Origin of the sequence: Oceanobacillus caeni, from assembly GCF_019037185.1 — a bacterium.
In the GTDB taxonomy this organism is placed as follows: domain Bacteria; phylum Bacillota; class Bacilli; order Bacillales; family Amphibacillaceae; genus Oceanobacillus; species Oceanobacillus caeni.
Genome location: NZ_JAHHXM010000006.1, coordinates 107,950 through 126,048, shown reverse-complemented (window position 1 = coordinate 126,048; position 18,099 = coordinate 107,950). Strand labels below are relative to the sequence as shown.

Genomic DNA, 18,099 nt, shown 5'->3' with positions numbered 1-18,099 from the left:
GTTTAAAGAGGTGAAAAGAAAAAATGAAATTACAAACAAAGTATTTAGGTGAAATCGCAATAGAGGAGCAAAAACAAATTTATTTTGCTAACGGTATTCCAGGTTTTCCTGATGAAAAACAATTTGTTCTATTAGATGTACCGGATAATCCAGTGTTTCAAATTTTGCAGTCGGTTCAATCCAACTTTACTGCATTTTTCGTTATCAACCCTTTTCTGCTTTATAAGGATTATAGTTTTGATTTAGACGATAATACGATTGAAACCCTTCAAATTAAAAGTGAAAACGAAGTAGTGATACTCTCCATTGTTACGTTAAAGGACCCGTTTCACTCAAGTACCATCAATTTAAAAGCTCCTATTGTGATTAATTCCAACCAAATGCTCGGTAAACAATACATTTTAAATCATGAAGATTATCCATCTAAAGCATCAATTAACCCAAGTCTTGTTTTGGAAGGGGAGAAATAATGCTTATTTTAACAAGGAAGAAAAATGAGTCTATCCAAATTGGTGATGATATAGAAATCAAAGTACTTGGAATCGAGGGTGACCAAGTAAAGTTAGGCATTGAAGCACCCAAATCGGTGGAAATACATCGGAAAGAAATTTACTTGGATATTAAGGAGCAAAACAATGAAGCGGCTAATATCTCCCTGGATGTATTAAGGATATTAAAGGATTCGAATAAAAATTAAGGGAATGGTTTAAATTTAGTTAGAAATATCCGATATTAATGTTGATCAAACATTTATGGGGAGAAATGAAAATGGTAATGGACAAATTAATGCCAATTACGCAAACATTAGAAGTTCCATATAGTAGAATTTCAACGATGTCGGATAAGATCACATTGGGAGAAAAGGTAAATCCTATAGGAAATATGGATCCTAAAGTAGTTAAAACGGAAGTAGAAAAAACAGTAAACGCTCTAAATGACTTTTTGATACCAGAGCAAAGAAATATTAAATTTGAATTTCATGAAAAACTTGAACGGTATTATGTAACTGTCGTGAATTCAGAAACAAATGAAATAATTAGAGAAATCCCACCTAGAAAATTATTAGATTTGTATGCAGATATGGCTGATTTTATGGGATTTTTGATTGATAAAAGGGTATAAGGAGTGTATGAATATGAGAATAAGTGGGTTAGCCACTGGAATGGATACGGAATCAATCATTAATGACTTAATGAAAGCCGAGAAAATCCCTCTTGATAAGATGGAACAAGATAAGAAGAAAATAGAATGGCAACGGGATAAGTTTCGCGAGATTAATACATTGAGACAAAAGATTGATGATATGGCATTTGACATGCAACTGTCAAAAACTTTTAAAACGAAATCAGTGCATTCATCGATGGAAAATGCCGTAACAGCTACTGGCGGCGCGAATGCACCAGAAGGGACGTATAAGATAGAGGTAACGCAATTAGCGACTTCTGCTATTAATGTGAGTGCTGATATTAAAGTGGATCCAGAGGCAAACTTGTTTTCGGAAATGGGTTATACAGATACTCAGAGTTTCACCTTAACTACATTTGATAAGAATGGAAAAGCGGTTAATTTCGATTATGAAATCAAACAAGGTGACACATTAAAAGACGTTATTAAACGAATCAACGATGACGATAATAATATTCGAATGTTCTATGACGAGAATACAAATAAAGTTATCATGGAAACGACTAGAACGGGAAAATATAATTTGAATGAACAGGGCAACGAAATCGAATTTGATAGTTCAGCAGATTCGGTATTTAAAAGTATTTTTAGAATGAGTCGTGCTAATGAAAAAGGCGGAACAAATGCCAAATTTAAATACAATGATGCCTATGAAATAGAAACGAAGGAAAATAACTATACTTTAAACGGGATTAATTTTGAATTTAAGAATACAACTGATGGAGTTCCAGCAACTGTTACGTTAACTAACGATATCGATGCTACAGTAGATCATATTAAAGAGTTTGTTGAAAAATACAATGAACTAATCGACCTAATGAATAAAACGCAACGGGAAGAAAAATATCGTGATTTTCCACCACTTACAGAGGAACAGAAGAAGGAATTAGAGGAAAGAGAAATAGAACTTTGGGAAGAAAAAGCAAAAAGTGGAATACTTCGTGGAGATTCTATCATTACATCAGCCTTAACGAATTTACGTCAAAATTGGTACCAGTCTGTTGATACAGGTGGCGAATATAATGTCATTAGTCAAATCGGAATAACTACTACGAAAGACTATTTAGATGGTGGAAAAATAGAAATAAATGAGGAAAAGCTGAAAGAAGCATTACAAAAGGATCCAGATAGTGTTTATAAACTTTTTGCTGGGAGTGGAGACAAGAAGGGGATCATGGACCATCTGGATGATAGTTTGGAAACCATGAAAACAAAGATCAATGAACGGGCTGGAAGAAGTTCAGACACGTTATCAAACTATACATTAGGAAAGCGAATAAAGGATATCGATAGCAGAATGAATGACTTCCAAAATCGCTTGCAACAGATAGAGACCCGCTATTGGCGCCAATTCACAGCAATGGAAAAAGCAATTTCAACGATGAATAATCAATCCGCAATGTTAATGAACAACTTTTTCCAATAATTTAAAGTTATAGCCCTTTAAGAGGAGTGTAATCAATTATGACAACTAATAAAGCATACAGTACATATCAAAATAATACTGTTAATACAGCGTCTAGTGGGGAATTAACCCTCATGCTATATAATGGATGTATGAAGTTTATTAAACAAGCAATGAAAGATATTGGAAGTAATAATTTTGAAGCAAAAAATACAAACATCCAAAAGGCACAAAATATCATTCAAGAATTAATGATTACCTTAGATCCTAAAGCGGAGATATCGAAGCAAATCATGCCACTCTATGAATATATGCATTTTCAATTAAAAGAAGCTAATGTGAAAAACGATCCGGTTATTTTAGAAGAAGTTTTAGGTTTTGTAACAGAATTTAGGGACACATGGAAACAAGTACTCATCGAAACAAGGAAACAAAACTACGTGAAGCAAGGTGCCCAAATATAATATGAACCAACTACAAACAGTTTTTGATATAACCGTAGAAATGAAGCAAATTTTAGATAAAGATATTTCCTCCAATGAAAGAGAAGCGACAATTGAACAATTAAATAATTTATTACTTCAAAGAGAGCCGTTCCTAGAACAACTAACTCCACCTTTTTCAGAGCAAGAGGACTTGTTGGGAAAAAAACTTGTGCTTTTAAATCAAGAGGTTCAACATTTAATGGATCAATTATTTTCTACATTAAAGACGGAAATAAAGCAAATGAATAGACAAAAGAAATCGAATAAGAACTATACAAATCCCTATCATAATGTACATGTTATGGACGGTATGTATTTGGATAAGAAAAAATAACAGGAATGTTTCTTAACCATTCTAATAAATATAGAACGTATAAATCATTAATATGTGAAGAATTAGTAAACATTTAATTAATATTTAAATTTTTTCTAAAGATTCTTCACCATTAAGCAGGAAAAATACGTCGAAATATAGTATAGTTTAAGTATAAGGAAAGGAGGACACTTACATGAAATTTAACATTCGTGGTGAAAATATTGAAGTAACAGGGGCAATACGGGAATATGTAGAGAAGAAAATTAGTAAATTGGAAAGATACTTCGATTCCCCGCTTACATCCGAGGTACATGTTAATTTAAGTGTCTATAATGACGAGCAACGTATAGAGGTAACTATACCTATGACGAATTTGCTACTACGTGCTGAGGTTCAACAACTTGATTTATATGCTGCTATTGATTTAGTAGTAGATAAACTAGAAAGACAGATCCGTAAGTATAAAACAAAAGTAAATCGCAAATCTCGACAAAACGGAGCTCCTAAGTACGCCTTTGCCGAAATGGAAAAACAAATAATGAATAATGAAACGGAAGATGACGACGATTTTGAAATTGTTCGTACCAAACGATTTAATTTAAAACCTATGAATCCAGAGGAAGCGATTCTACAAATGGATATGCTAGGTCATGAGTTCTTTGTATTCACTAATGACAGTTCTGGTGAATCCAATGTGGTATATCGTCGTAAAGATGGAAAATACGGTTTAATTGAACCGACTGTTTAAAATGAAAGATTAATAGAATAATTTTAAAAGGACAACTCTTTATATAAGGGGTTGTCCTTTTTATGATGTAAATATATATTAAGTCAACTTGCATAGCAAATGATGATTTCCTGCCTAAAAGATAAACGCCCTTGACCACTAATATTATAACTGCTATTCTATCCATTGTTATAATACCGCATCGGAGTTTTGTTATCTATTTATTATTGGAAACTATGAATGGACTTGCATTTTAACGTCACACTTATGTTAAAGGTTTGGAGTGGGTATTATCATTTACAAATTTAAGAAAAAGCCATTAATTTACACATTCATCTTTATTTGCTTTATTACTTCTATTATCTTTGTATATCACAACTATGGATTTTATGAACGTCCGATAGCAAAAGTCATCCAAACAGACCTAGAAGATTCAACTGATATAACGGATATACATGATAACAATGATCGGATCTTTACCCAGCAAATTATAGCTGAAATAAAAAATGGTGAGGAAAAAGGACAGCTTATCCATTTAACAAATAAGTATTCACTGTCTAGAGCCAATGATCAACCTTATCAGAAAGGTAATGAGGTATTTGTTTCATTTGAAAAAAATACAATAGAAAACCCGCAATTAACTGGAAACATTACAGATGTAAAACGTGATAAATATATTGTAATTGTGGCATGGATTTTTATCTTTACTTTACTTATCGTTGGGAAAAAACAAGGGCTATTTGCCAGTATCAGTTTAGCGGTGAATATCCTTTTATTGTCCTATGCATTGGATATTTACGTAAGGACGGATATGAATTTATTATGGATATGCGGGATAATGGTTATTTTATTCACCATTATTTCTTTACTACTTGTTAATGGATTTAATGAAAAAACGTATACAGCTATTATTGCGACTTTATTAGGAACATTTAGCTCCCTTTTAATTACGTATTTTGCTATCTGGATAGCTTCTGAGAATGGGCTTTACTATGAAGAAATGCAATATTTGACAAGACCATATCGACTAATATTTTTAGCAGGGTTATTTATTGGTTCTTTAGGAGCCGTAATGGATGTTGCCATTTCACTATCGTCTGCTACGTTTGAATTATATAACAAAAACAACGATATATCGGTTAAAGCACTTAAGGCATCTGGAATGGAAATTGGAAAAGATATTATGGGGACGATGACCAATATTTTATTTTTTGCCTATATAAGTGGATCCATTCCAATGCTTATTTTATATTTAAAAAATTATTCGCCACTAGGCTTTACTCTTTCTATCAATCTTTCATTGGAGCTGGCCCGTGCTCTAGCTGGTGGCATTGGAATTGTTTTAACCATTCCAATAGGCCTATATACATCTATTTTCTTTATTAAGCGAAAGAGGGAAAATTCATGAATGTACTAGTATTATTGGCAATTATTTTATTTGCATTGATGATATGGATTGGTGGAAAAAAAGGAGCAAGATCTTTTCTTTCTTTATTTTTAAATTTTGGGGTTATCCTAGTATCCGTGTTTTTTATGATGGATCCAAATGCTGATCCAATTATTATCACTTTAATTGCTTGTACGGTAATAAGTTGTATCAATCTTTTTTATATTAATGAAGTAAATAGTAAAACAGTAACAGCCTTTATTTCTACCCTTATTACGGTGACTATTTTATTATTCTTTATTTATATCGTAACAAAGAAGGCCATGATTCAAGGCTTTGGGGAAGAAGAAATGGATGAAATTAGTGTCATCTTCTCTCTTTATCCTGGGTTAGATTTTGTTAAAATTTCTGCTGCGGTGATTATTATGAGTACCATTGGCGCCGTTACAGATATAGCCATTTCTATAACATCTCCTATGCAAGAAATTTTTAACCAACATCCGTCCATTAAGAAAAAGGAATTGTTCACATCTGGATTATCTATTGGGAAGGATATTTTGGGTTCCAATACCAACACATTATTTTTCGCTTTTATCGGTGGTTATATGGCTTTACTTATTTGGTATAAGGATTTATCCTACTCCTTTGGTGATATTGTTAATTCAAAAATATTTAGTGCTGAGATGATTACGATTTTTTGTGCTGGGATTGGGATAGCTCTGGTCATTCCCATCGCATCCCTAATTAATGCACATTATTTAATTAAAATAAGGGATAAAAAAAGTGATAGTAAGATTTAATTGAAGTTTATCAGTCCAATTTGCACATATAAATTGGACTGATTTTTTACTTTTTAAGCATGTTACGGTTTTTAATATGCGTGGCGAAAAATGTCGAATGGTTAACTGAAATTTAAAAATGGTTAATCGTTGGGTTCCGTTTTTAAAAATCATGCAAATTTATAGAAAATATTGAAGAAAAATGCTTATTTTATCGAGCCAAAACTGCATTTCTTCAATTAGTACTTTAGATACTATATGTGGTAAAAATAAGTCAACGGAACTAGGAGGTGGTGATGTGAATGAGCGTGATAAATTAGTTTTACTTGAGTTACAAAAGAAGGTTCACCAGCATGAACAAACAATCAGCCAATTACTTAAAATTGTGGCTGCCACTAATAAAAAAATGACGGAATTAACAATGAACCAGAATAATACTGCAGCAAGGAGACTACTTATCAAATAACTCCCCCGAAAGTTTCCCCTATTTTCTCCATAAATTCCGCGAAATATGACCTCTTAAGAGAGTAATCTATCCCCGGATTACTCTCTTTCTTAATTTTTCTGTCCAATTCATTCCATGTGCACAAAGTTGTCATTGGTCAGCCTAAAATGTTATTATTAATCAATAGATGTAGTATGATTTTATCTACGGATGGGGAAATTTTTCCTCCTGGGGTTCCGATTACTCGCCCCACCGTAAAAATTTGCATAAGTGCAACTAAGGCATTCGACTAAAGATCTGTCGAATGCTGAGTTTTCTAAGGGAGCGTATATATATGGCAGGATTTCTCACAAAAATTTTTGGTGATGGAAATAAAAAACAACTGAATCGAATTCAAAAAAAAGTTGATCAAATAGAAGCTCTAGAACCCCAAATTGAAAAATTATCAGATGATGAACTAAAAGAAAAAACGACGGAATTTAAGGAACGTTTTCAAAATGGCGAAAGCTTGGATGATTTGCTTGTGGAAGCTTTCGCTGTTGTTCGAGAGGCAGCTAAACGAGTATTAAACATGCGGCCGTTTCCTGTGCAATTAATTGGTGGTATAGCCATCCATGAAGGTAATATTGCGGAAATGAAAACAGGGGAAGGTAAAACACTTGCCTCTACTTTGCCAGCGTATTTAAATGCACTGGAAGGTAAAGGTGTCCATATTATTACAGTGAACGATTATTTAGCTGATCGTGACTCGAAACAAATGGGAGAGCTTTTTGAATTTCTCGGCTTAACTGTTGGATTAAATACAAACGGGTTATCTAAAGAGGAAAAACGTGAAGCATATGAATGTGATATTACGTATGGTACAAATAACGAATTTGGATTTGATTACCTACGTGATAATATGGTGCTTTATAAAAATCAAATGGTTCAACGGAAACTTAATTTTGCCATAATCGATGAGGTCGACTCCATTTTAATCGATGAAGCAAGAACACCATTAATTATTTCAGGTTCGGCTAAAAAGTCAGCAACTTTATACCAACAAGCTAATAGCTTTGTCGTTACTCTCAAAGAGGACGACTATACGTATGATGAGAAGACAAAAGGTGTTCAATTAACGGAAGAGGGTATTAATAAAGCTGAGGGATTCTTCCATATTGAGAATTTATTTGATTTAAAAAATGTTTCTCTAATTCACCACATTAATCAGGCTTTAAAGGCACATGTTTCCATGCATCGTGATGTGGATTATATGGTGCAAGAAGGGGAAGTAGTCATTATTGATTCCTTTACTGGCCGATTAATGAAAGGTCGTCGTTATAGTGATGGATTGCACCAAGCGATTGAAGCAAAAGAAGGCTTACAAATCCAAAATGAAAGTATGACACTAGCTTCTATCACTTTCCAGAATTTCTTCCGAATGTATAATAAACTAGCGGGGATGACTGGTACGGCGAAAACGGAAGAAGAAGAATTTAGAAATATTTATAACATGGATGTAATTGCGATACCAACGAATAAACCTATTATCCGTGATGACAGACCGGACCTTATTTATAAATCAATGGATGGAAAATTCCGTGCTGTGGTTGAGGACATTAAGGCAAGACATAAAGAAGGACAGCCCGTTTTAGTAGGTACGGTTGCGGTAGAGACATCTGAATTAATTTCGAATTACTTGAAAAAAGCTGGAATTAAACATGATGTTTTAAATGCTAAAAACCACTTTAAAGAAGCGGAAATCATTGAGCATGCTGGTCAAAAAGGAGCAGTTACTATTGCAACAAATATGGCTGGTCGTGGTACGGATATTAAACTAGGTGAAGGTGTCTTGGAATTAGGCGGTCTTGCTGTTATTGGTACAGAACGTCATGAATCTCGCCGAATTGATAACCAGTTACGTGGTCGTTCTGGACGTCAAGGTGATCCTGGGGTGACTCAATTTTATCTTTCTATGGAAGATGAATTAATGCGACGTTTCGGTTCGGACAATTTGAAGAGCATGATGGAACGTTTAGGAATGGACGACTCTCAACCAATCGAAAGTAAAATGGTATCACGTGCTGTGGAATCTGCACAAAAACGAGTGGAAGGTAATAACTTTGATGCCCGTAAACAAGTTCTTTCTTATGATGACGTATTAAGGGAACAACGTGAAATTATCTATAAACAACGTTTTGAGATAATTGATACAACAGAGAATATGCGTGAAATTATTGAGAATATGATGAAATCTACCATTGACCGTATTGTATCTACGCATACTCAAGATAATGATGAAGATAATTGGGACTTACAAGCGATTGTCGATTATGCTCATGGTAACTTAATGGATCCAGAAGATGTTTCTATTAATGACCTAAAAGGAAAAGAAAGTGACGAAATCTCAGAAATTTTATTAGAAAAAGCGAAAGAAAAATACAATCAAAAATCTGAAGAGTTACCACCAGATCAATTCCAAGAGTTCCAAAAAGTGATTGTATTACGTACAGTTGATACAAAATGGATGGATCATATTGACCAAATGGATCAACTTCGTCAAGGTATCCATTTACGAGCTTACGGACAAAACGATCCTTTACGTGAGTATCAACTCGAAGGATTCCATATGTTTGAAGATATGGTAGCAAGTATTGAAGAGGAAGCTGTCAAATATATTCTAAAAGCTCAAATACGTGAAAACCTCCAACGTGAAGAGGTAGTAAAAAATACCCAAGCTGTTTCAGGTGGAAGCGAAGAAAAGAAAAAAGTAAGAAAACCATACGTGAAAAAGGTTAATGTTGGTCGTAATGACCCTTGTCCTTGTGGAAGTGGTAAGAAGTATAAAAACTGCCACGGTAAAAATGAATAATTGTAGAAAGCACTCCCTTTCCATTAAAGGAGTGCTTTCCTACTTAAATTTAACAAGAGGTGAATGAGATGGAATTAATTGAAATTAGACATGAATTAGACAAAATAGCTTCAAGAATTGAAGATTTTAGGGGGTCTCTTTGACTTAGATTGGAAAAGGGAAAGAGTTAAAGAGTTGGAACAAATGATGACAGAACCGGATTTCTGGGATGATCAAAACGCTGCGCAAAAGGTGATCAATGAATCCAATAACTTGAAAAACTACATTAGCAGTTTTGAGGAAATAGAAGAACGATATGAGGATATGGAAGTATCGTACGAGTTAGTTAAAGAAGAAAAAGATCAAGAACTTTTTGATGAACTAAATGAAGAAATGACAACTTTTTTAAATGATATTAATGACTTTGAATTACAACTTTTACTTAATGAACCATATGATGCGAATAATGCCATCTTAGAACTCCATCCAGGTGCTGGTGGTACAGAATCACAAGACTGGGCTAGTATGCTTTTAAGAATGTATCAGCGTTGGGCAGAAGATAAAGGATATAAAGTGGAGACATTGGATTATTTACCGGGTGAAGAAGCTGGGGTTAAAAGTGTAACATTGCTCATTAAAGGACATAATGCCTATGGATATTTGAAAACAGAAAAAGGCGTACATCGTTTGGTACGTATTTCTCCATTTGATTCATCAGGAAGAAGACATACTTCATTCGTTTCTTGTGATGTGACTCCAGAAATGGATGATGATGTTGACATTGAAATTAAACCAGAAGAAATAAAAATTGACACGTATCGTGCAAGCGGTGCAGGTGGTCAGCATGTTAATACGACCGATTCAGCTGTTCGTATTACACACATTCCTACCAATACCATTGTTACGTGCCAAAATGAACGGTCACAAATTAAAAACCGTGAAGCAGCGATGAAAATGTTAAAATCCAAGTTGTATCAATTAGAAATTGAAAAACAACAAGAAGAACTTGCGTCGATTCGTGGGGAACAAAAAGAAATCGGTTGGGGAAGCCAAATTCGCTCTTACGTATTCCACCCATATTCTATGGTAAAAGACCACAGAACCAATACAGAAATTGGAAACACTCAAGCAGTAATGGACGGGGAGATAGATCCATTTATTGATGCTTATTTAAGATTACAGATAAATTAATGGTGGATAAAAGTTAATTCAAAAGTCAAGGTATTGGCCGTTGAATTAGCTTTTTTCAGTAGGAGGATATCATTTTCCTCCCCTTCCATTATTTCATAAATTTGCCATAATTATCCAAAAGCCTTGGTGATGCTGGATTACAACAAAAATTCTAGAAAAGTATTATGGTTGAGTACTTTTAAAAAAAATGGATACGGGTATAATAACCAGTGAAGTACTTTATATTGATAGGAGGATGAAGACATGATGAAAAAATGGTTATTAGCCATTATTTTCGGTACAGTATTAACACTTGCAGCTTGTGGTGGAGCAGGCAATGATAACAATGACAACGAGCCACCTGCAAATGATAATGCTGCTGAAGAACAAGATAAAGGGGATACAAACGGAGCTGGCGAAGCAGTTGACACTGCGGCAGCTGAAGAAGTGTTTGCGAACAACTGTGCAATGTGTCATGGTGCTGATTTATCTGGTGGAGCTGGTCCAGATTTAACAAATGTTGGATCTAAATACTCTGCTGATGAAATTAAAGATATCGTTCAAAACGGTAAAGGACAAATGCCGCCACAGAAACAAGTTACAGGTGATGATTTAGATAACTTGGCAAATTGGTTAGCAGAAAAAAAATAAATTATCATAAAAAAGCTTGTCGTGTAGATAAGCTTTTTTCTTCTCTTTAAAAATCCTATCATAGAGACATAAACTGACAATTATTACCAACTACTTACAAATGAAATACAAATGTAATAATTTTATACCTAAACTTTTCGTCGAAAAATGATATAATGTAAAAGACTTGTTGAAAAAGAGTGTCTAATAAAAATATTTTTCGACATTATTTGAAAATCAAAAAATTATAAAGGTGATTTTAAAATGATCTTAATGAAAGATGTATATAAAACCTATGCAAATGGGGTAACAGCACTTAGTGGTGTAAATGTTAAAATAGATCAAGGTGAATTTGTATATGTTGTTGGCCCGAGTGGAGCTGGGAAGTCAACATTCGTTAAATTAATTTTTAGAGAAGAAAAACCATCGAGTGGCCAAATTTTTATAAATGATATTAATCTCTCGGAATTAAAGGAGAGGAAAATACCTTATTTACGAAGAAATATCGGCGTAGTATACCAAGACTTTAGACTTCTTCCAAAACTAACAGTCTATGAAAATATCGCTTTTGCCTTAGAGGTAATAGAAGAATCTCCACGTAATATTCGTAATCGTGTAATGGATGTTTTAGATGTTGTTGGACTAAAAAATAAAGCTAAATCGATACCAGATGAATTATCAGGTGGTGAACAACAACGTGTATCCATTGCTCGTGCCATTGTAAATCGTCCAAAGATTGTAATTGCCGATGAGCCTACAGGAAATTTAGATCCCGAAACGTCACTAGATATTTTGAAAACTTTCGAGTCCATTAACGAGGGTGGTACCACTGTGATTATGGCGACCCATAGCAAAGCAATTGTGAACCAATTTAAAAAGCGGGTTATTGCAATTGAGGATGGAATTATCGCTAGAGACGAACAACAAGGAGAATACGGATATGAAGTTTAGAACATTTTTAAGACATATACGAGTAGGGTGTAGCAACATCTTTCGTAATGGCTGGATGACGGTGGCTTCAGTTGGTGCCGTTACTACTACCCTTATTCTAGTTGCAGTATTTCTTGCGCTAATCTTGAACTTAAATGAAATGGCAAAGAACATTGAAGATGATGTTGAAATTCAAACGTTAATCGATCATACAGCGAATGAAAAAGATGTACAAAGTCTAGGAAAGCAAATCGAAGAAATTAACGGAGTGGATACGGTTTTCTTCTCTTCCAATGACGACGAGTTAAATAAACTCATTAAAGGTATGGGAGAAGAAGGAGAAGCATGGAAATTATTAGAACAGGACAATCCACTTAACCATGCCTTTATTGTTAGAGCAAAGAATCCACAAGATACGGAAATGATTGCAGATCAAATTAAAGATTTGGATCATGTAGAGAAAGTTGTTTTTGGACAAGAAGTTGTGGAACAGTTGTTCAAGTTTACTAAGTATGCAAGGACCATTGGAGTTGTACTCATTATTGCATTAGTGTTTACAGCTATATTCCTTATTTCTAATACGATTAAAATTACTATTATGGCACGTAGTAAAGAGATAGGAATTATGAAATTAGTAGGTGCAACGAATTGGTTTATTCGCTGGCCGTTTTTTATTGAGGGTATGCTTCATGGTGTGCTTGGTTCGATTATACCAATCGCACTCATCTTGGTGGGGTACCATTATGTAGAAGATGCAGTAGCAAATCAAGTGTCATTTAACTTTGTTGAGGTACTACCGTATAATCCATTTGCATGGCAACTTTCCTTACTAATTATAGCAATAGGTGCCATTATTGGTATTTGGGGAAGTGTTATGAGTATTCGCAAATACCTTAAGATTTGATAGACTTTAAGATCTCAAGCCAATCCCCTCTATTTAAATAGAGGGGAACATAAGGCTTAGTGCATTATACATAGATCATGTTTCATTAACAATTCCATATTAAGGTTAATTTTTATGGGGAAGGAAGATTGAAATGAAGAAGGCATTATCATGTGCGTTAATCGGAACCTTAGTAATATCATTAAGTCCGATTCAACAAGCATCGGCACAATCCATTGAAGATTTAAATAAGGAAATTGAGAATTTAGAGAAAGAACAAAATACTAAACAAAATGAAACGAACAAATTAGAGGAAAAACAAAACGAGACGGAAAACAAAATAAATGATAATAAAGCCGAACAAAACAAGACGCAATCCGATATAAATAATATTGATCAGAAATTAACAGATACAAGAAATAAGATAGATGCTAAAGAGAAACAAATAGATGCAACGAATAAAGAAATTGAAGATCTAACAAATCGAATCGAAGAACTAAAGAAAGAAATTAAAGACTTAGAAGAAAGAATTGAAAAAAGAGATAAGTTACTAAAAGACAGATTACGTTCCATTCAACAAAATGGTGGAGAGATGCCATACATAGAAGTGATTTTTGGTTCACAAAGTTTCGGAGACTTTATTAGTAGATCAATTTCTGTTAATAAAATAATGGATTCTGATAAAGAAATAATGGATCAACAAAAGAAGGATAAAGCAACTTTAGAAGCTGCAAAAATAGAAGTGGAAGATAAAAAGGAAAAAATTGAAACTGAAAAGGCAAACTTAGAGGCCCAGAAGAAAGAATTAGAATCTTTAAAACAAGATTTAGATAAGCAAATAGCACAAAAAGAAAAGATTATGGAAAAATTGGAAGAGGAACATAATCATCTTGAGGAATATAAGATATCTATAGAAGATGAAAAACAAATTTTGGCAAATCAAGCTGCTGCTGCCGCTAAAGCGAAGGAAATAGCAGAAAGTGAAAAAGGTAAATTAGAACAAGCTGCTAGAGAGCAAGAAGAAAAGGCTAGAAAAGAAGCAGAGGCTGCTGCAGCCGCTAAGAAGCAAGCTAGTGAAAATAATAATACTTCATCATCTAGTTCAGATTCTAAATCAAGTTCTACATCCAGTCCATCACAGTCTACACCGGAAGTTACCACACAAAGTGGTGGTGGAAATGGAACGTTTTCTTGGCCAACATCAGGTACGATCAGTTCTACTTATGGTCATAGATGGGGTAAACTTCACAGAGGTATAGATTTTGCTGTGTCAGTAGGAACTCCAGTTAAAGCAGCTGCACCTGGTGTTGTTATTCAAACAAATAAAGAGCATGGTCCTGGGATGAATGGATATGGAAATGTAATCCTAATTGCGCACTCTATTAATGGTGAAACTTATACAACGTTATATGCTCATTTAAGTTCTATGGCTGTATCATCTGGAGATGTTGTTAGTGCTGGACAGGTAATTGGTAATTCTGGTAATACTGGCCATTCAACTGGTCCACATTTACATTTTGAAATTCATAAAGGTGGATGGAATGGCGATGCTAACGCTAAGGATCCAATGAACTATCTACCTTAAATAAAAAAGAAGACATTGCTCATCACGAGCAGTGTCTTCTTTTTTATTTACTGATTTAAAGACCCAGTAGTGTATGCAATCGTTAATAAATGAAATTACTTTGTTATAGTTTTTCTAATAGTAAAATGCAATATAACGTGTTATGCTTTTTTTAGCAGATAAGAAGGGGTTTGAAAATGAAAAGCTGTTCGTTATACAATGGTTAAAAGTTAACTAAAATATTGAGGTGGAAAAATGAGACTTAAAAATTCGCATATTATCCTCATTTTAGTTGGGGCTTTACTTTTAGGTGGTATTGGTGCTTACACTGGTGTGAAGTTGGCTCAAGCGAATGATGATGATAAGGGGCAAACATCCATTACGGATTCTGTTCTTTTCGGTAAAAAAGGAGCTCAGTCCGATCAATTGCCTAAGGATATGGAAAAAGTAGCACAGGCTTTTGCGCTGATTCAAGATAATTATATTGAAGATATTGATGATAAGCAGTTAACCGAAGGAGCAATTGAGGGAATGCTTGCCACTTTAGAGGATCCACATAGCTCTTATTTAGATGTTGAAATGATGGATCAGTTCAATGAACAAATTGAATCATCCTTTGAAGGTATCGGTGCAGAAGTAAGTATGGTAAATGGTGTTGTTACGATTGTAGCGCCTATAAAGGATTCCCCAGCAGAAAAAGCGGGAATGCGACCGAATGATGAAGTGCTTTCCGTTGATGGGGAAAGCTTAGAAGGATTAAATCTAAATGAAGCTGTAGCTAAAATTCGCGGAGAAAAAGGATCAAAAGTAGTACTAGAAATAAGACGTGCTGGGGCTAAAGATCCTTTTGATTTGACGATAACTCGTGATGAAATCCCGGTTGAAACAGTATATAATAAAATAGAAACGGTCGATGGGAAGAAAACAGGTATAATCGAGATTACGAATTTTTCTGAGCATACATATACCGAATTTAAAGAACAATTGGATACGTTGGAAGATAAAGGGATAGAAGGTTTAATCATTGACGTTAGAGGTAATCCTGGAGGACTCCTAAATGTAATTGAGGAAATATTATCCTTATTCGTACCGAAAGATATCCCATATATTCAGATTGAGGATGCAAATGGTAATAAAGAGCCATATTACTCTAATCTTGATGAGAAAAAATCTTATCCAATTAGTGTCTTAATTGATGAAGGTAGTGCGTCTGCTTCGGAAATATTGGCCGTAGCGATGAAGGAATTAGGTTATGATATAGTTGGTCATACTAGTTATGGTAAAGGAACGGTTCAACAAGCTATTCCTCTTGGAGATGGAAGTTCTTTAAAACTTACTACAAACAAATGGCTGTCTCCAAAAGGTAAATGGATCAATGAAGTTGGGGTAGAACCAACTATCGATGTAAGTCAACCTGATTATTATTATACGAATCCAATTTCACTTGAAAAACCTTTACAATACGATCAAACCAATGAAGCAATTGGAAATATGCAAACAATGTTGAGTGGGTTAGGTTATGATACAAGTCGTACAGATGGTTACTTCAATAAGGAAACGGAAAAAGCAGTGAAACAGTTCCAAGCAGACAATAAATTGGATGCAACAGGAAAGGTCGATGAGAATACTGCAGGTCTTATTGAAGCTAAAGTAATAGAACATATTCGAAATGGTGAAGATGATCAACAATTGAAAAAGGCATTAGAAGAAATATATAAATAATGTTAGAAAATAAAATCCGTGGGAAACCACGGATTTTATTTCATTTTTTTGTTATACTTCAATTAGAGTATGATGCAGAAAATACATTTATTTATCCTACCTCAAGATTTTGGGGAAACAAAGAAGTAGGTGGGAGATCAACTGTCCGTAATGGTCCGATAAGTGCGACTAACCATTAGTGGGGATGAAGGAAACCCTCCACGGATGGAAGTCTCCTTAATCGAATATATTTTTAAATGCATCTTGTTGGAAGGTGATGAACTTGATAGAAGATTGGTTCATGGAAGTGTTAAAAGGAATTGGAAGGTTCTTCTTAAATCCTCTTGTATATTGGTCTATTTTATTAGTTGTTTTTTCTGGCTATAAACGCATTAAAGATGAACGCCTTGATTTCGGTTCTAAAGTTTTTGATATTTTTTCTGAATGGAAAGGCACGCACTTGATTGCAATTGTTTCTGGTATAATCATTTCGGTTATTACTTTAGGGACAGGTATGGTTATTAACTATGAGACTATCATTTTACTATGTATATTAACTATTCTATTAAGTATAACAATGCGCTTTACGCTGCTTTCACCGATATACACGATAGGTATTACTTACTTATTGTTTTTATTTTTGCCATTCGTATCGAAAGACTTAGAGTTATTCGGTATGTCCTTTACAATGGAAACAAACTTTACCGTATTATCTATTTTATTAGGTTTATTTTTAATTGTAGAGGCGATTTTAATTAAAAGCATAAAACGAAATCGAACTTTTCCAAGCCTATCATTAAGTAGACGAGGAATTTGGGTAGGTCAGCACCGATTAAAAAGAATGGCTGTCATTCCATTTTTTATGCTAATTCCTACTGGCAATATTGTTCCTATTGAGCCTTACTGGCCAGTTGTTTCTTTAGGTGATCAAAGTTTTGGCACCGTACTTATTCCTTTTATTATTGGGTTTGACTATATTGCAAAAGGCCACATGCCAAAACAAGCCGCGGAGAAACTTTCGAAATATATTATGTTACTAGGATTTGGGATTGTTGCCATTGCAGTAGGTGGAATCTTCATACATTGGTTGTCCTTTGTTGCATTAATTGTAGCCATTTTAGGAAAAGAATATATTCATTATCGTTATAGATACGGCGATAAAGTAAGATTACCTTATTTCCATCCAGAAAATGCTGGGCTTAAAATTGTAAGTGTTATTCCTGGTACTCCCGCTGAACGAAGTGGAGTTCTAGTCGGAGAAATCATCGCAAAGGTAAACGGAATTAAGGTAAATAATGTTCATCAATTTTATCTAGCCTTACAAAATAGTGGAGCCTACTTTAAATTAGATGTTTTAGATGATAACAAAGAAGTAAGGTTTGTACAGGGCGCCTATTATGAAGGGGAACATCATGAATTGGGATTATTATTTTCTGAGAAACCTCACAAAGAAAAGATGAAAAAGGTAAATTAATGAATAGCTTAAGAGCCTGCTAAAGCTCTTCATGCTATTAGACTTCTATCGTGGATAGGGGTCTTTTTTTGATACATGGGGCTCGTTGGCTAAAATGTTAATTTATCTCATTTAAGTAAGACCCTCACCACAAGCTTCAGGGAAACAAAGAAGGGAGAGGCAGATCCAAATTCCCGTAAAGTACCTCT

18 protein-coding genes are annotated in these 18,099 nt (G+C 34.3%); all 18 read left to right on the top strand.

Features of this window, described 5'->3' with window-relative positions; all coding sequences use genetic code 11:
* The first annotated feature begins 23 nt into the window (after positions 1 to 23).
* The 18 genes from fliW to KM885_RS05745 all read left to right on the top strand — a co-directional run bounded on the left by fliW (position 24) and on the right by KM885_RS05745 (position 17,911).
* Positions 24 to 470 (top strand): flagellar assembly protein FliW, encoded by a 447-nt coding sequence (gene fliW / locus KM885_RS05830; protein WP_216883668.1) that lies wholly within the window; start codon positions 24 to 26, stop codon positions 468 to 470.
* Entirely contained in the window at positions 470 to 697 is a 228-nt protein-coding gene (gene csrA, locus KM885_RS05825) for a carbon storage regulator CsrA (protein WP_047184750.1), read from the top strand. Before fliW ends, csrA begins: the two co-directional genes overlap by 1 nt.
* A gap of 71 nt (positions 698 to 768) precedes the next feature.
* Complete coding sequence (flaG, locus tag KM885_RS05820; protein ID WP_244986921.1) at positions 769 to 1,122, top strand: flagellar protein FlaG; 354 nt, start codon at positions 769 to 771, stop codon at positions 1,120 to 1,122.
* 13 nt (positions 1,123 to 1,135) lie between these two features.
* On the top strand, positions 1,136 to 2,611 hold the full coding sequence (locus tag KM885_RS05815; RefSeq protein ID WP_216883666.1) for a flagellar hook-associated protein 2: 1,476 nt from the start codon (positions 1,136 to 1,138) through the stop codon (positions 2,609 to 2,611).
* A 38-nt stretch (positions 2,612 to 2,649) separates the two neighbouring features.
* Positions 2,650 to 3,054 (top strand): flagellar export chaperone FliS, encoded by a 405-nt coding sequence (gene fliS, locus KM885_RS05810; protein ID WP_047184747.1) that lies wholly within the window; start codon positions 2,650 to 2,652, stop codon positions 3,052 to 3,054.
* Position 3,055: 1 nt separating this feature from the next.
* A complete protein-coding gene (fliT, locus tag KM885_RS05805) occupies positions 3,056 to 3,409 on the top strand; it encodes a flagellar protein FliT (RefSeq protein WP_047184746.1) in 354 nt (117 codons plus the stop codon).
* Positions 3,410 to 3,584: 175 nt separating this feature from the next.
* Positions 3,585 to 4,139, top strand: a complete 555-nt coding sequence (gene hpf, locus KM885_RS05800; protein WP_047184745.1) for a ribosome hibernation-promoting factor, HPF/YfiA family — start codon at positions 3,585 to 3,587, stop codon at positions 4,137 to 4,139.
* Positions 4,140 to 4,401: 262 nt separating this feature from the next.
* Positions 4,402 to 5,526: a YibE/F family protein gene (locus tag KM885_RS05795; RefSeq protein WP_216883665.1), complete on the top strand. Its 1,125-nt coding sequence runs from the start codon at positions 4,402 to 4,404 to the stop codon at positions 5,524 to 5,526.
* A complete protein-coding gene (locus KM885_RS05790; RefSeq protein WP_047184743.1) occupies positions 5,523 to 6,305 on the top strand; it encodes a YibE/F family protein in 783 nt (260 codons plus the stop codon). The genes KM885_RS05795 and KM885_RS05790 overlap by 4 nt, the downstream gene beginning before the upstream one ends.
* A gap of 277 nt (positions 6,306 to 6,582) precedes the next feature.
* Entirely contained in the window at positions 6,583 to 6,750 is a 168-nt protein-coding gene (locus KM885_RS05785; protein WP_157851570.1) for a hypothetical protein, read from the top strand.
* Positions 6,751 to 7,063: 313 nt separating this feature from the next.
* A complete protein-coding gene (gene secA, locus KM885_RS05780; protein WP_060668032.1) occupies positions 7,064 to 9,580 on the top strand; it encodes a preprotein translocase subunit SecA in 2,517 nt (838 codons plus the stop codon).
* A 68-nt stretch (positions 9,581 to 9,648) separates the two neighbouring features.
* Positions 9,649 to 10,750, top strand: a protein-coding gene (gene prfB / locus KM885_RS05775; protein WP_111014427.1) for a peptide chain release factor 2 whose coding sequence is annotated in 2 segments (ribosomal slippage) — positions 9,649 to 9,720 and positions 9,722 to 10,750 — 1,101 coding nt in all. Because the reading frame shifts where the segments join, the coding sequence is not laid out codon by codon here.
* A gap of 246 nt (positions 10,751 to 10,996) precedes the next feature.
* Positions 10,997 to 11,380 (top strand): cytochrome c551, encoded by a 384-nt coding sequence (gene cccB, locus KM885_RS05770; protein ID WP_060668040.1) that lies wholly within the window; start codon positions 10,997 to 10,999, stop codon positions 11,378 to 11,380.
* Between the two features lie 243 nt (positions 11,381 to 11,623).
* Positions 11,624 to 12,310, top strand: coding sequence for a cell division ATP-binding protein FtsE (gene ftsE / locus KM885_RS05765; protein WP_047184741.1), 687 nt, complete (start codon positions 11,624 to 11,626; stop codon positions 12,308 to 12,310).
* Positions 12,300 to 13,193, top strand: coding sequence for a permease-like cell division protein FtsX (gene ftsX, locus KM885_RS05760; protein ID WP_060668033.1), 894 nt, complete (start codon positions 12,300 to 12,302; stop codon positions 13,191 to 13,193). The genes ftsE and ftsX overlap by 11 nt, the downstream gene beginning before the upstream one ends.
* A gap of 133 nt (positions 13,194 to 13,326) precedes the next feature.
* Entirely contained in the window at positions 13,327 to 14,757 is a 1,431-nt protein-coding gene (locus tag KM885_RS05755; RefSeq protein ID WP_060668034.1) for a murein hydrolase activator EnvC family protein, read from the top strand.
* Between the two features lie 234 nt (positions 14,758 to 14,991).
* Positions 14,992 to 16,458 carry a S41 family peptidase gene (locus KM885_RS05750; protein WP_145523683.1) on the top strand — a complete coding sequence of 489 codons (1,467 nt, stop codon included), beginning with the start codon at positions 14,992 to 14,994 and terminating at the stop codon, positions 16,456 to 16,458.
* A gap of 262 nt (positions 16,459 to 16,720) precedes the next feature.
* On the top strand, positions 16,721 to 17,911 hold the full coding sequence (locus KM885_RS05745; RefSeq protein WP_216883664.1) for a PDZ domain-containing protein: 1,191 nt from the start codon (positions 16,721 to 16,723) through the stop codon (positions 17,909 to 17,911).
* Positions 17,912 to 18,099 lie beyond the last annotated feature (188 nt).